The organism is Cellulomonas bogoriensis 69B4 = DSM 16987 (assembly GCF_000767165.1).
Classification (GTDB): domain Bacteria; phylum Actinomycetota; class Actinomycetes; order Actinomycetales; family Cellulomonadaceae; genus Actinotalea; species Actinotalea bogoriensis.
Window position 1 is genome coordinate 1 of the sequence record NZ_AXCZ01000061.1, and the last position, 14820, is coordinate 14820.

The window sequence follows — 14820 nt, forward strand, 5'->3', positions numbered from 1 at the left end:
CGACGGTGCCCGGCGCGCGGCGACCAGCTCCGCCTGCCCGGCGAGGCGTGCCGAGCGTTGGGTGCGCGCCGCGGCACGGCAGAACGCCTCCACCTGGTCCCGGTAGGTGGCTGCCTCCTCGTACCGCTCGGCGGCGGCGAGGGCGGCGAGCCGCTCGGCGTGCGCGACGATGACGGGTGTGGGGTCGGTGGTCATGGCGTGCGCAGCGGCCCGAGCCACCTGCGCGTAGGAGTCGATGTCCTGCTCGCCGACGCACGGTGCCCCGCAACGACCGAGTCCGGCCAGGGCGCAGGCCGACCCACCGGGTCGAGGCCTGCGGCCGATCCTGCGGCTGCACTGACGCAAGGGGAACGTGGTGTGCAGGGCGTCGGCGGCGAGGCGTGCGGCCGCCGTCCCACCGAACGGACCGATCCACGCAGCACCCGTCGCGTCCGGCGCGGCGCGGCTGACGACCAGGCGGGGGAACGGCTCACCGGTCAGCCGGAGCCAGGGTCTGCGGTCCGGGTGCCGCGACCTGCGGTTGTAGCGGGGTGCGTGCTCGGCGATGAGCCGGAGCTCCCTGACGCGGGCCTCCAGGACGGTGCCGCACACCACCGGGACGACCTCGCTGGCGAGCATCACCATCTCCGTCATGCGCCTGCGTCGCTCGGCGGCGGTGAAGTACGAGCGCACCCTGGTCCGGATGGAGGTCGCGGTGCCGACGTAGAGGACCTCCCCCCGCGCGTCACGGAACTGGTAGACCCCGGGCGCGTCCGGGAGCCCGTCGGCCAGGTGCCGTCGGCGCCGACGCTTCTCGGGCACCGGGTCCGTCGCGGTGGCGAGGTCCTCCATGTGGGTGATTCCGAGCGGGCCGAGCCGTGCGAGCAGTGCGTGGAGCACGTCGACGGTCGCGCGCGCGTCGGTCAGCGCGCGGTGGTCCGGCTCGACCCTCGAGCCCAGGTAGGGGGCCAACGTCCCCAGCCGGTGGTTGCGCACCTCGTCGCGGTGCAGCGCCCGACGTGCCAGGGCGACGGTGTCCAGGACGGCTGGGCCGGGCCAGGGGACCTGGTGACGGGCGGCCGCCGCCTTGAGGAAGCCGATGTCGAAGCGGGCGTTGTGGGCGACCAGGACGGCGTCGCCGCAGAACTCCAGGAACGTGGGCAGGACCTCGGCGATCGAGGGCGCGCCCCGGAGCATCTGGTCCGAGATCCCGGTCAGGCGGGTGATCAGGGCCGGGACGTGGCACCCCGGGTCCACGAGCGTCTGCAGCTCACCGAGGACCTCGCCGCCACGTACCTTGACCGCACCGATCTCGGTGATGGCATCGGTGCGGGCCGACCCGCCGGTGGTCTCCAGGTCGACCACGACGAACGTGACCTGGCTCAGGGGCGTCCCCACGGCGTCGAGCGTGGGCTGGACCGGCAGCATGGGCCGAGGGTAGGGACACCCTCCGACACCCGGGGGCCGTGAGGTGCACGAGCACCTCACGGCCCCCGGGGAGGTCGGCTCAGGACTCTGCGGACGCACCCTGCTCGGAGTAGAGCGCGTCGATCTCTGCGGTGAAGTCGGAGAGCACCTGCTCCCGCTTCACCTTCATCGACGGTGTCAGGTAGTCGTTCTCGACCGTGAAGTCCGTGGTGAGCACCGTGTAGCGGCGGATCGACTCGGCGCGCGAGACGGCCTTGTTCGCCCGTTCCACCGCCCGGTCCAGGGCGGCACGCACCTCCGGGTGGGTGGACGCGGTGGTGACGTCCATCTCGGGCAGGCCGCGCGTGGACAACCAGCCGGGGAGCGCCTCGGGGTCGAGGGTCACCAGGGCGCCGATGTAGGGCCGCTGGTCACCGACGACCACCACCTGGCTCACCACCGGGTGGCCCCGCAGGCGGTCCTCGAGGACGGCAGGGGCGACGTTCTTGCCGCCCGCGGTCACGATGATCTCCTTCTTGCGGCCGGTGATGCGGACGAAGCCGTCGTCGTCCATCGAACCCAGGTCACCGGTCCGGAACCAGCCGTCCTCGAAGGCGGCCTCCGTCGCCTCGGGGTTGCCGTGGTAGCCGCGGAACACCCCGGCACCCTTGGCGAGCAGCTCCCCGTCCGGTGCGACCTTCATCGACAGGCCCGGCAGAGGTGGTCCCACGGTGCCGATCTTCGTCGCGTCCGGGAGGTTGACCGTCAGCGGGGCGGTCGTCTCGGTCAGGCCGTAGCCCTCCAGCACACGCAGCCCGACGCCTCGGTAGAAGTGACCCAGCCGCTCACCCAGCGGGGCCCCGCCGGAGATCGCCCACTCGGCCTGACCGCCCAGGGCCTTGCGCAGCTTGGACAGCACGAGCACGTCGGCGACCTTGTGTTGCAGGCGCAGCCACGGGCTCGGGCCCTTGGGGGTGTCCAGCGCCCGCGAGTACACGATCGCCGTCTTGGCCGCGCGCTGGAAGATCGCACGCTTCCCCCCGGCGGCCGCCTTCTGCTCGGAGGAGTTGTAGACCTTCTCGAACACACGGGGGACGGACAGGATGAACGTGGGCCTGAACGTCCCGAGGTCGGCGAGGAGGGCCTTGGTGTCGGGCGTGTGCCCGATGACCGACCCGGCCGGGATGATGAGCACCTCGATGAAGCGGGCGAACACGTGTGCCAGGGGCATGAACAGCAACGTGCGGGATCCAGGTGGGCAGACCACGCCCAGCTTGTGGACCGCGTTGCGGGACAGGTGGACGAAGTTCGCGTGGGTGAGCTCGGCGCCCTTCGGGCGACCGGTGGTGCCTGAGGTGTAGATGATGGTTGCGACGTCGTCCCCGGACGCCAGGGTCCGTCGCCGGGCGATCTCGTCGTCGCCGACGTCGGTTCCGGCGTCGATCAGCAGCTCGATGGCCCCGTCGTCGATGACCAGGACGTCGGTGAGTGCGGGCGCACCGTCCCGGGTCTCGGCGACCGTCGCGGCGTGCGCAGCCGACTCCACGACCAGGAGTCGGACGTCGGCATCGGTGAGGATCCACTGGACCTGTTCGGCCGAGGACGTCTCGTACAGAGGGACCGGGACGGCACCGGCGGCCCACACCGCGAAGTCCAGGAGGGTCCACTCGTAGCGGGTGCGGCTCATGATGCCGACAGCGGTACCCGGCTCGACGCCGCGTGCGACGAGCCCCTTGGCCACGGCGACGACGGCGGCGTCGAACTCACGCGCGGTCATGGAGACCCATGGTCCGTCGGGTGCGTCCTTGCGTTCGACGAGGGGTTGGTCGCCCATGCGCTCGACACGCGCGGCCAGGAGTGAGTTGAGGTTCTCCGAGTCGGCGACCTCGACGACGGGGGGGCTGTGGAACTCGTCCATGCTGACTCCAGTGGCAGACGGATGGTGCTCCGAGGGTACCGGGACCTGTGGTGTGCTCGCCCGGCGGCTGACCTGGGTAGCCTGGCCGACGACCCGCCCGGGGTCGGGACCTACGAGCAGGGACGGACATGTACGCGATCGGTGTGGACATCGGCGGGACGAAGATCGCCGCAGGGCTCGTCGACGAGGACGGCACGATCCTCGCACAGGCACGGTGCGGGACCGCGGCACAGGACGCCGCCTCCATCGACAAGGCGGTGGCCGACCTCTACACCGAGCTCTCGGCCGGTCACGAGGTCCGTTCGCTGGGCATCGCCGCCGCCGGGTTCATCGGGGCCGACCGGAGCACCGCGCTCTTCGGTGCGAACATCGCGTGGCGCGACTACCCGCTCGGGCCACGGGTGGCCGAGCTCCTCGGCGACCCCCACCTGAGGGTTGTCGTGGAGAACGACGCCAACGCCGCCGGGTGGGCCGAGTTCCGGTTCGGGGCCGGCAAGGACGTCGACGACATGCTGCTGCTCACCATCGGCACCGGCCTGGGTGGAGCGCTGGTCGTCGGTGGGCGCCTGGTGCGGGGCTCGGCAGGGATCGCCGCCGAGGTCGGGCACATGCGTGTGGTGCCCGAAGGTCACCTGTGCGGCTGCGGGCTGCGCGGCTGCTGGGAGCAGTACGCCTCGGGCAGCGCGCTGGTCCGCGAGGCGCGGTCGCTCGCACGCACCCAGCCCGACCGGGCCCAGGCCCTCCTGGAGCTCTGCGGCGGTGACCCCGAGGCCGTGACCGGCCCTGCCGTGACGGTCGCGGCCGCTGCCGGGGACCCCGGTGCCGTCGAGCTGCTCGCCGAGCTGGGACGTTGGGTGGGGGCAGGTGCCGCCTCGGTGACCGCCCTGCTCGACCCGGCGGTGATCGTCGTGGGCGGGGGAGCGGGCGCGGCCGGTGACCTGATCCTGGAGCCTGCGCGCGAGGCGTACGCGGCACACCTGTCCGGTCGCGGGTTCCGGCCCGAGGCGCCGATCGTCGTGGCGTCGATGGGCAACGACGCGGGGATCGTCGGCGCCGCCGACCTCGCCCGGATCTGAGTGGGGTGCCAGGGCCGGGAGGGTCAGACGACGGCACCGTTCCCGTCGTCGTGGTCCCGCCCCTGGGGCATGCGCCAGAGCAGCAGGCCCGCACCCGCCAGCAGCGAGCCCCCGGCGAGCACGAGGACCGCTGACGGCGCCCCGCGCCAGACCAGGGCGATCGCGAGGATGGTCGCGACCGACGCCACGACGAGCCCCCAGCCGAGCGTCAGCACCGGGTCCCCCGCCAGGACCGGACCCGGTTCGGGTGGCTCGAAGTGGTTCTCCGCCTCCTCGACCTCCGGGTCCGGGGTCCAGGCCCGAGGTCCGGTCGGGGGTGAGGGTGCCGGGCGTTCGGCCGCCGGGTCCTCGACGGCCCGGGGCCGGTCCGCGGTATCGGCACCGCCGTCACCCGGGTCCGCCGCTGCGGGCGCCGGACGGTCCCCGGGCGGGGTCAGGTCACCGAGCTGTGCGACGATCTCCTGCCAACGGGTCTCGACCTCTTGGGGGTCGTCCAGCCCTCCTTGCCCCCGGTCCCCGGGCGTGCCGCGGGGGCCCCGCTCGTCGGGGGCCTCGTCGGAGGGGTCGTCGGCGGCGTGCGGACCTGAGGCCATGAAGAGCACTCTAGAGTCGTACGGACGCTGCGCGCGGTTCGCGTGGGCGCCGCGGCGGAGGTGACGTCTTGTTCTACTGGTTGATGAAGCAGGTCCTCGCGGGCCCGCTGCTGCGAGGGATGTTCCGACCGTGGGTGCGCGGCCTGGAGAACATCCCCGCGTCCGGGGGTGCGATCCTGGCGAGCAACCACCTCGCGGTGATCGACTCCTTCGTGCTGCCCCTGGTGCTGTCCCGCAAGATCCGGTTCATCGGCAAGGCCGAGTACTTCACCGGCAGCGGCGTCACCGGGCGGCTCAAGGCCGGGTTCTTCCGGGGCGTGGGGACCATCCCCGTGGACCGTGGCGGCGGCAAGGCGAGCGAGGCCGCGTTGCACACCGGCCTGCAGGTGCTCGAGGAGGGCGGCCTGTTCGGCATCTACCCCGAGGGCACGCGCAGCCCGGACGGTCGGCTCTACCGGGGCAAGACGGGTGTCGCGAGGCTGGCACTGGAGTCCGGCTCGCCGGTGGTGCCGGTCGCGATGATCGGGACGGATGTGGCCCAGCCGATCGGTCGGGTCATCCCCAAGCCGATGCGCCTGGGGATCGTGATCGGCGAGCCGTTGGACTTCAGCCGGTACAAAGGCATGGAGAACGACCGGTTCATCCTCCGTTCCGTCACCGACGAGATCATGTACGCCCTGATGAGCCTGTCGGGCCAGGAGTACGTCGACGTGTACGCCGCGACCGCCAAGGCCAGGCTGGCGTCGGGGCGTCCGGCGCGCGCGCCCGACCAGCCGGTGGCCGAGGCCACCGGTCCGGGTGGTCGACCGGCGCCCGAGGTCCAGGTGCCGGTCCCACCTGAGGACCCGGCCCCCCAGCACTAGGATGAGCGCGCCCGGCAGCCGGGCCGAAGATCTGTCAACGGAAGGTTCACCATGTCGGTTCGTCGTGTCGCCCTGCTGACCGCCGGAGGGTTCGCCCCCTGCCTCTCGTCCGCCGTGGGCGGTCTGATCGAGCGGTACACCGAGCTCGCGCCTGAGATCGACATCATCGCCTACCAGCACGGGTACCACGGGTTGCTGACCGGGACGTCGGTGACGGTCGACGCCGAGACCCGTGCGAAGGCCGGGCTCCTGCACCGGTTCGGCGGCAGCCCGATCGGCAACTCGCGGGTGAAGCTGACGAACGCGAAGGACTGCGTGAAGCGTGGTCTGGTGCAGGAGGGCCAGGACCCGCTCCACGTCGCGGCCGAGCAGCTGAAGTCCGACGGCGTCGACGTCCTGCACACCATCGGTGGTGACGACACGAACACCACCGCCGCAGACCTCGCGGCCTACCTGCACGAGAACGGCTACGAGCTGACCGTCGTGGGCCTGCCCAAGACGATCGACAACGACGTGGTGCCGATCCGCCAGTCGCTGGGGGCCTGGACCGCGGCGGAGGAGGCGGCCGGTTTCGCGCGCAACATCATCGGTGAGCACCGGTCCGGCAACCGGATGCTCATCGTCCACGAGGTGATGGGCCGGCACTGCGGGTGGCTCACCGCCGCGGCTGCGGCCGACTACCGCAAGTGGCTCGACACCCAGGAGTGGGTCCCGAGCATCGGGCTCAGCCGGGAGCGCTGGGACGTGCACGCGGTGTTCCTGCCGGAGCTCGCCCTGGACGTCGAGGCCGAGGCCAAGCGGCTGCGGGGCGTCATGGACGAGATCGGCAACGTCAACATCTTCTTGTCCGAGGGTGCGGGCATGCACGAGATCGTCGCCCAGCTCGAGGCAGCGGGGGAGACGGTCGAGCGCGACCCGTTCGGGCACGTCAAGCTCGACACGATCAACCCGGGCCAGTGGTTCGCCAAGCAGTTCGCCGAGAAGCTCGGCGCCGAGAAGGTCATGGTGCAGAAGAGCGGGTACTTCTCCCGTGCCGCGGCGGCGAACGCCGAGGACCTGCGGCTGATCAAGTCGATGACCGACCTCGCGGTCGAGTGCGCACTCAAGGGCGAGGCCGGTGTCATCGGCCACGACGAGGAGGACGAGGGCCGGCTCAAGGCGATCGCCTTCCCGCGGATCGCGGGCGGTAAGGCGTTCGACGTCTCGCAGCCGTGGTTCGTGGAACTGCTCGAAGGAATCGGCCAGCCGCACGCCCCGGCGAGCGGGTCGTGAGCATCGAGGCGGACCCGACCCTGGTCGAGGGCCTGGACGCCTGGAGATCGATGGCCGCACGGCAGCAGCCGTCCTGGCCCGACGCCGAGGCCCTGGCCGACGTCAGCCAGCGGCTCGGGGCGATGCCACCTCTGGTGTTCGCCGGCGAGGCGGACGTCCTGACCGCGCGCCTGGCCGCTGCGGGCAGGGGAGAGGCCTTCCTGCTTCAGGGCGGTGACTGCGCGGAGACGTTCGCCGAGGCGACCGCGGACAACATCCGCAACAAGGTCAAGACCATCCTGCAGATGGCGGTGGTGCTGACGTACGGCGCCAGCCTCCCGGTGATCAAGATGGGGCGGATGGCCGGGCAGTACGCCAAGCCGCGCAGCTCCGACGACGAGACCCGGGACGGGGTGACGCTCCCGGCCTACCGGGGAGACGCCGTCAACGCGCACGCGTTCACCCCCGGGTCCCGGGTGCCGGACCCGGAGCGGCTCCTCGAGGCGTACCACCGGTCCTCGGCCACGCTGAACCTGATCCGGGCGTTCACCACCGGCGGGTTCGCGGACCTGCGTCGGGTGCACGAGTGGAACCGGGGCTTCCTGGCGAACAAGGCGTACGCGCGGTACGAGGAGACCGCGGGGGAGATCGACCGCGCGATCCGTTTCATGGCGGCCTGCGGTGCTGACTTCGACGCCCTGCGCACCGTGGAGTTCTTCTCCAGCCACGAGGCGCTGCTGCTGGACTACGAGCGCCCGCTCACCCGGATCGACTCCCGGACCGGGGCTGCGTACGACTGCTCGGCGCACTTCCTGTGGATCGGGGAGCGGACCCGGCAGCTCGACGGTGCGCACGTGGACTTCCTCTCCCGGGTGCGCAACCCGGTCGGGGTGAAGCTCGGCCCCAGCACGTCGGCCGACGACGCGCTGGCGCTGATGGACAAGCTGAACCCGAGCGACGTGCCGGGCCGGTTGACGTTCATCACACGTATGGGTGCCGGACGCATCCGGGACGCGCTGCCCCCGTTGCTGGAGAAGGTCACGGCCTCCGGACGACCCGTGACCTGGGTGTGCGACCCGATGCACGGGAACACGATCACCTCGGCGAGCGGGTACAAGACCCGCCGGCTGGAGGACGTCCTGGACGAGGTCCGGGGCTTCTTCGAGTCCCACCGTGGGGTCGGCAGCGTCCCGGGCGGTCTGCACGTGGAGCTCACGGGCGACGACGTGACGGAGGTCCTGGGCGGCAGCGAGGAGATCGACGACGCGGGTCTCGCCCGCCGCTACGAGACCCTGGTGGACCCCCGCCTGAACCACCAGCAGTCGCTGGAGATGGCGTTCCAGGTGGCCGACATGATCAGGCGCCCCTGAAGGGTCGCCCCTGCCGCACGGGTCCTGTGGCCGCTCCCGCTGCTCGGGGGCGGCCACAGCCGCGTCGCGGGGTCTAGACGACGCGCAGGGTGACGGTGCTGCCGACGCGTACCTGCTCCCCGGCCTCAGGGTCCTGGTTCCGGACGGTCCCGAACACCCCGCCGAGGAAGTTCTCCCGCTCCACGACGAGTCCGAGGTCCTCGAGGATCCGCTGGGCGTCGTTGAACTGCTCGCCGAACACGTCGGGCAGCTCGACCAGAGGGGGTCCCTGGGAGACGGTGATCGTGACGGTGTCAGTCCGTCGCGCCTCGGCCCCGGCGCGGGGCTCCTGGGACATGACCACACCTTCGGGCACGTCCAGGGAGTAGTCCTCGGCCTCCTCGATGCGCAGACCGCTTGCTTCGAGCCGTGAGGACGCTTCCTCCTGGTCCAGGCCCACGAGCGAGGGAACCGCCGTGGGAGCGGGCCCGTCGGAGACGGTCAACGACACGACGCTGTCGACCGGGAGCTCCTCGCCGGCGCGTGCCGACAGCGAGATCACGTGGTCCTCGGCGACGTCGTCGTGGTGTGATCGCGAGGCGACCTGCACCACGAACCCGGCACCCTCCAGGGCCGCGGTGACGTCGGTCAGCGCTGCGCCCTCGAGATCGTCGGGGACGTTCCGCAGATCAGGGCCGAGGGACACCACGAGGTCGACGACGCCATCGCGAGGAACGCGTTCCCCGGGCGCGGGGTCCGAGGCCACGACCGTCCCGGCCGGTGCCTCGGGGTGGTGGGCCTCGCTCGTCGTCGCGCCCAGACCCGCGGCGGCGAGCACCGCCCGGGCGTCCGTGACCTCGATGCCCACCACGTCGGACGGCACCACCGTGTACGCACCCGGCCCTGAGGTCGCGTACCAGATCCCCACGATCGCGGCGAGGGCGACCACCGCCACCCCGGCGAGGAGGAGAGCCGCCCGGCGCCGCCAGGCGGCGAGGGAGCCGTCCGTCACCGGCGGGGGCGGCGCGGGATCCTGGACCGACCCGATGCGGAGCGCCATCGTGCGCCCGACGTCCTCGTCTGCGACAGGTGCCGGCAGACCGGTGGCGAGGACGGTCGTCGGGGCGTCCTCGGGTCCGTGGTCCGGGGTGTCGTGGTCGTCCTGCCGACGTTCGATCTCTGCCCTGCGGGCGAGGGTCCTGGCGTCGACGGCAGCACGGGTCCGGCGCACGAGGGCCAGGGCCGAGGCCGCGTCCACCGGCCTGGCATCGGGGTCGCGGGAGGCGAGGACCGTGACCAGCTCGTCGACCTCGGTCGGAAGCCAGTCCACCAGGGTCGAGGGTGCAGGGACGTCGGAGTGCACGTGCTGGTAGGCGACGTGGATGGGGCTGGTCCCGGTGAAGGGCTGACGGCCCGTGACCATCTCGAAGAGCAGGATCCCCGCCGCGTACACGTCGGTGCGCGTGTCGCTGGTGCCGTGCGCCACGAGCTCAGGGGCGAGGTACGCGACCGTGCCCAGAACGGTGCCGGTGGTGGTCGAGGTCACCTCGGTGACGGCTCGCGCCAGACCGAAGTCCGCGACCTTGATCCGGCCGTCCGAGGCGATCAGGACGTTCTCCGGCTTGATGTCGCGGTGCACCAGGCCGGACCGGTGCGCCACCGAGAGCGCCTCGCAGATGGCCTCGATGGTCGCGAGGGCGTCGTCGAGGGTCAGCGCGCCCTGCTCGGTGAGATCCCGGCGCAGGTTGCTCCCGTCGACGTACTCCATGGTCAGGTACGAGGTGTCGCCGTCGACACCCTGGTCGTAGACGCCGACCAGGCCTGGATGGGTCAACCTCGCGGCGGCCCGGGCCTCCCGACGGAACCGGGCGACGAAGTCGGCGCCAGAGCTCCCGTCCGCCAGGTGCGGGTGCATCACCTTCAGGGCGACCTGGCGGTCGAGACGGCGGTCGACCGCCAGGTACACCGTCGCCATGCCCCCCCGCGCGATCCGGGACAGCACCTCGTAGCGTCCGTCGACCAGGTGGCCGAGGAGCGGGTCGGTCACGGTGGCTGCCACGTGCCGAGTCTACGGTCGAGGACGCGTGCTCCCCGTCATCAGTAGCGCGCCATCAACGTCTGGACGTTGGCGACGTAGCGCCGGGTGTCGGGATACATGCCGTGGCGCCGGACGCCAGCCTGGCCCTGGTAGTAGCTGGCGATGGCGGTCGACAGGTCCGGGCTGGTGCGCACCAGCTGCCTGAGGATGGCGACACCTGCCACGACGTTGTCCTGCGGGTCCAGGAGGTTCAGCTGGCGACCGACGAGGTCCGAGGCCCACTGGCCGGAGCTCGGGATCACCTGCATCGTGCCGATGGCGTTGGCGGGGGAGACCGAGGCGTGGTTGAAGCCCGACTCCTGGAACGCGACGGCCTGGGCCAGGGCGGGGTCGACACCCATGGACCGCGCCGTCGAGGCCACCAGTCCCTGCATCTCCGCACGGCTGGGGACCCCTGTCGCCAGGAGCGTGGCCTTGTTCTCGTTGGCCGAGGCGACGGTGGCCGCGGGGTAGGTGCGACCGGCGAAGGTGTTGCCGACGAGCTGGTCCGAGGTCGACCCGGATGAGGCCGTTGGCGCCGGGGCAGGGGCGCCCGTCGCGCCGGTGGCGGGGATGGTCAGGCGCTGGCCGACGCGGATGAGTGCGGCGCTGTTGAGGTTGTTGGCCTCGACGATTGCCCGGGTGGTGGTGCCGTACCGGTTGGCGAGCGCGGAGACGGTGTCGCCGTGGGTGACCGTGTGTGCGTTGGTCGTCGTCGCGGGTGTGGCCGGGGCGCTGGAGCGCGCGGGTGTCGCGCCGGTGGCGGGGATGGTCAGGCGCTGGCCGACGCGGATGAGTGCGGCGCTGTTGAGGTTGTTGGCCTCGACGATTGCCCGGGTGGTGGTGCCGTACCGGTTGGCGAGCGCGGAGACGGTGTCGCCGTGGGTGACCGTGTGTGCGTTGGTCGTCGTCGCGGGTGTGGCCGGGGCGCTGGAGCGCGCGGGTGTCGCGCCGGTGGCGGGGATGGTCAGGCGCTGGCCGACGCGGATGAGTGCGGCGCTGTTGAGGTTGTTGGCCTCGACGATTGCCCGGGTGGTGGTGCCGTACCGGTTGGCGAGCGCGGAGACGGTGTCCCCGTGCGTCACCGTGTGTGTCGAGGTGCTGCCCGGTGCACCCGTCGCGCTGGAGGTGCTCGCAGCCGGGGCGGGAATCGTCAGCGTCTGACCCACGCGGATGGTGGCTCTGGAGTCGAGGTTGTTGGTGCGCACGATCTGCGCCACGGACGTCGACGTCCGTTGGGCGATGTGGCTGACGGTGTCACCGGGGCGGACCGTGTAGTCCTGGGCCTGTGCTGCGGAGGCGGATCCGGTCACGGACGCGACCGCGAGCGCGAGGCCCATCCCGGTGCCCCCTGCGGCACGACGACGGCGTGCGGTGGTGATGTCGACGCTGGGTGCGGCGTGGCTCATGGAATCCCGTCCTGTGGTGTTCGTGAGCCGGAAGATGCTCATGTGACTGATGTGACAGTAGTGAACGTAGCCCACGCGCGCCTCACGGGGGAAGGTGGGCGGTTGCTCCGACCGGGTGATTGACCTGGGGCGGGACGCCCGTGCCGTGCACGTAGGGTGGCGGTCGTGACACACCACGACTCCCTCGTCGGCCAGTGGCTGACGCTCCCTGACGCGGCTGACCTCCTCGGTACGGACGTGGGCAAGGTCCGGCGCCTGGTCCAGGAGAGGCGTGTGGTCGCCGTCCGTCGGGGCGAGCGCAACGTGCTGAGCATCCCCGCGGACTTCCTGCGGGCCGGTGCCGACGGGCGCCGCGAGGTGGTCCCCGCGCTGGCGGGCACCCTGACGCTCCTGGCGGATGCGCACCTGTCCGACGCAGAGGCGATCACCTGGCTGTTCACCCCGGACCCGAGCCTCGCTGTGCTCGGTGACGACGCCCACCCGGTGAGCACCCCGATGGACGCGCTGGCCGCCGGGCACAAGACCGAGATCCGCCGGCGGGCGCAGGCCGAGGCGTTCTAGCGGGCCTCGCCGTCAGGTCCGGCGACGGACCGCTGCGACCCCCAGGTCCACCAGCACCTGCCTGGCGGGGTCGAGCAGGTCACCGGCCCTGAGCGTGTCCAGGGCGGGCCCGGCGAGCTGCTCGATGAGGTCCTCGACCTGGTCCACCGCGCCGGTGCTCACCATGATCTCCCTGAGGCGGCCCACGTCGTCCTCGTCGAGGTCGGGTCGGCCGAGCAGGTCGTGCACGACCTGGGCCTGGGCCGGTGTCGCGCCGCGCAGGGTCCGTGCCACGAGCACCGTCCGCTTGCCCTCGCGGAGGTCGTCCCCGGCGGGCTTGCCGGTCACGGCGGGGTCCCCGAACACCCCCAGCAGGTCGTCCCGCAGCTGGAACGCCTCGCCGAGAGGGAGCCCGACCCGTCGGCACCGTGCGAGGGCACCCTCGTCCGCGCCGGCGAGCGCTGCGCCCAGCGACAGGGGGTGCTCGACGCTGTACCGGGCGCTCTTGCTCCTGGCCACCGCCCGTGCCCGCTGCTCGTCGCCGTCGACGTCGTCGCCCCAGGGCAACGCCTGCCCCAGGACGTCGAGGTACTGGCCGACGGTCACCTCGGTGCGCATGCGGTCGAAGATGGTGCGTGCGGGCAGCCGGGTCTCGTGGCTCAAGGGGTCGGTCGCAGCCGTGAACTCCCGTTCGCTGGCGATCAGGGCAAGATCGCCCAGCAGGATCGCCCCGGACTCGCCGAAGCGCCGCGAGGACCCCACCCACGAGCGTCGTCGGTGCAGCGCCTCCAGCTCCCGGTGCGCCGCCGGGCGGCCCCGGCGGGTGTCGGAGTCGTCCATCACGTCGTCGTGGAACAGGGCAGCCGCCTGGAACAGCTCCAGGGCCGCGCCGACGCGCAGCACCTGCGCCCGGTCGGCCGCACGACCGGGCCGGTCCCGGGCGAGTCCTGGACCCCCGTGCCCGGCCCACGACCAGTAGCAGAACGCCGCACGCAGCCGCTTGCCGCCGTCCACCATCGTCGTCACCGACTCCAGCAGGAGTCCCGGGTCGCTGCCCATGTGACCCAGCTCGTGCCGCAGGCTCTCGACGTGCTGGGCCAGGGCTGCGTCGACGCCTGGACGGACCCCGTCGATGTCCACGAGCGGGGCGGGTGCGGTGCTCACGTCGCCACCCTACGGGTGCCACGCCCCGGGTGGGTCGCCCTGGCGGCCGGTCACTGGCCGGTGTGGACGCGGCCCCCGATGGTCACGGTGCGACCGCCGTCGACGTCGAGCACGCCGATCGAGACCAGCTCGTCACCGCCCGAACGTGTGAACAGGGTCTCGGCGACCACCTGCTCGGCGGGTTCTACCGCGGGTGCCTCCTCGAAGCCTGCTTCCAGGAGGGTCCCGCGGTAGAGCTCCATGACGTCCTCGGCGGCCAGCCCGGTCCGCAGGTTCAGCGACACCTCCTGGACCTCTGCGGACCCGACCGGCACCGCTGAGGTCACCAGCAGCACCGCGTCGCCGGGCAGGGGTAGGAGCTCCACCGGGAACCCTGCGACCAGGTCGCCGACCTCGGCGTGGGAGTCCGCCGCGGTGAGCTCCTCCACGTCGGCGGGCGCGCCGGTGTCCTCGGGCTCGGGCGCATCTGGTACCTCGGCCCGCGGGGCCTGCGCCGCGGTGAGCACAGCCTCGTCGGGGAGTTCCGCGTCGCCGGTGTCCGTGCCGGCCGGGCCGCACGCCACGAGCGTCAGCGCCGTGATGCAGGCAGCCAGCACGCCGGGGCGCCGTCGGCGCCTCGGGGTGGGGGACGCCACCGTGGCCATGCTCCACGGTATCCCGTGCCGGCCGGACACGTGGAAGGGGCCCACCGGGTGAAACGCCCACTTCATCCACAGGCACGTGCGGGCACCCCCGTCGTCCACAGGTCCGCGTGCCGCCGCCGCCTCTCCACAGGTACGGGCCTTGCGGTCCGGGCGCCCTCGGGACGGTGTCGGATTCCCCCATGCACACGATGATCCGCTCAGGTCAGCCCCGGGAGCTGCTCGCTCTCATCCCCTACCAGCTCGGCTTCGTGCCTCAGGACAGCGCGGTCGTCGTCAGCGTCCGCGCGGACGCCACCGCAGGCCTCGTGGCCCGCGTGGACACCGACGACCTCGCCTCCTCGACCCACGGTCCGCACGTCGCCCGTACCCTCGCCGGCCACCTCGGCGCCGACGGGGCCACCCATGTGGTGCTCGTCCTCTACGGGCGCCACGACGTCCGTTCGGCGCCGGGGCGGGAGGTCGACCGGGCCGCAGCCGCACGTCGCCACCTGGAGGCGGCCCTCGCCGCCGCACGCGGCGGGCTCACCGTCTGGGCCGTGACCGGGACCGG

The 14820-nt window shown here is 72.3% G+C and carries 13 protein-coding genes; 6 read left to right on the forward strand and 7 right to left on the reverse strand.

All coding sequences use genetic code 11. From position 1 onward, the window contains the following. Both N869_RS07460 and N869_RS07465 read right to left on the reverse strand, forming a co-directional pair. Nucleotides 1-1407: DEDD exonuclease domain-containing protein (locus tag N869_RS07460; protein ID WP_035059804.1), on the reverse strand; the 1407-nt coding region annotated here is incomplete at its 3' end. Between the two features lie 79 nt (nt 1408-1486). Beyond that, entirely contained in the window at nt 1487-3304 is a 1818-nt protein-coding gene (locus N869_RS07465; RefSeq protein ID WP_035059806.1) for an AMP-dependent synthetase/ligase, read from the reverse strand. A gap of 128 nt (nt 3305-3432) precedes the next feature. Here N869_RS07465 and N869_RS07470 point away from each other — a divergent pair, with 128 nt between their 5' ends. Beyond that, on the forward strand, nt 3433-4380 hold the full coding sequence (locus N869_RS07470) for an ROK family glucokinase (RefSeq protein WP_035059808.1): 948 nt from the start codon (nt 3433-3435) through the stop codon (nt 4378-4380). Between the two features lie 23 nt (nt 4381-4403). On the opposite strand, the gene N869_RS07475 is transcribed toward N869_RS07470, so the two are convergent. Continuing rightward, a complete protein-coding gene (locus N869_RS07475; RefSeq protein ID WP_156968412.1) occupies nt 4404-4973 on the reverse strand; it encodes a hypothetical protein in 570 nt (189 codons plus the stop codon). A 68-nt stretch (nt 4974-5041) separates the two neighbouring features. Here N869_RS07475 and N869_RS07480 point away from each other — a divergent pair, with 68 nt between their 5' ends. From N869_RS07480 to N869_RS07490, 3 genes are read left to right on the forward strand one after another with little or no spacing between them, the layout of a single operon-like run. Further along, on the forward strand, nt 5042-5836 hold the full coding sequence (locus N869_RS07480) for a lysophospholipid acyltransferase family protein (protein ID WP_232229652.1): 795 nt from the start codon (nt 5042-5044) through the stop codon (nt 5834-5836). Nucleotides 5837-5887: 51 nt separating this feature from the next. Continuing rightward, a complete protein-coding gene (locus N869_RS07485; protein WP_035059812.1) occupies nt 5888-7108 on the forward strand; it encodes a pyrophosphate--fructose-6-phosphate 1-phosphotransferase in 1221 nt (406 codons plus the stop codon). Continuing rightward, nucleotides 7105-8457: a class II 3-deoxy-7-phosphoheptulonate synthase gene (locus tag N869_RS07490; RefSeq protein WP_035059814.1), complete on the forward strand. Its 1353-nt coding sequence runs from the start codon at nt 7105-7107 to the stop codon at nt 8455-8457. Before N869_RS07485 ends, N869_RS07490 begins: the two co-directional genes overlap by 4 nt. 73 nt (nt 8458-8530) lie before the next feature. Here the strand turns inward: N869_RS07490 and pknB are convergent, their stop codons facing one another. Then, on the reverse strand, nt 8531-10495 hold the full coding sequence (gene pknB / locus N869_RS07495) for a Stk1 family PASTA domain-containing Ser/Thr kinase (RefSeq protein ID WP_035059816.1): 1965 nt from the start codon (nt 10493-10495) through the stop codon (nt 8531-8533). A gap of 38 nt (nt 10496-10533) precedes the next feature. Further along, on the reverse strand, nt 10534-11922 hold the full coding sequence (locus tag N869_RS07500; RefSeq protein ID WP_052105218.1) for a lytic transglycosylase domain-containing protein: 1389 nt from the start codon (nt 11920-11922) through the stop codon (nt 10534-10536). Nucleotides 11923-12087: 165 nt separating this feature from the next. Here N869_RS07500 and N869_RS07505 point away from each other — a divergent pair, with 165 nt between their 5' ends. Then, nucleotides 12088-12483: an Rv2175c family DNA-binding protein gene (locus tag N869_RS07505; RefSeq protein WP_156968413.1), complete on the forward strand. Its 396-nt coding sequence runs from the start codon at nt 12088-12090 to the stop codon at nt 12481-12483. A gap of 12 nt (nt 12484-12495) precedes the next feature. Here N869_RS07505 and N869_RS07510 read toward each other — a convergent pair whose 3' ends face one another. Beyond that, entirely contained in the window at nt 12496-13626 is a 1131-nt protein-coding gene (locus tag N869_RS07510) for a polyprenyl synthetase family protein (RefSeq protein WP_035059821.1), read from the reverse strand. A gap of 50 nt (nt 13627-13676) precedes the next feature. Continuing rightward, the gene (locus N869_RS16490; RefSeq protein WP_156968414.1) at nt 13677-14261 is read right to left on the reverse strand and encodes a hypothetical protein; all 585 of its coding nucleotides are present in this window, start codon (nt 14259-14261) and stop codon (nt 13677-13679) included. 188 nt (nt 14262-14449) lie between these two features. On the opposite strand from N869_RS16490, the gene N869_RS07520 reads away from it, so the two are divergent. Next, a partial coding sequence (locus tag N869_RS07520) for a DUF4192 family protein (protein WP_035059823.1) occupies nt 14450-14820 on the forward strand: 371 nt, incomplete at its 3' end.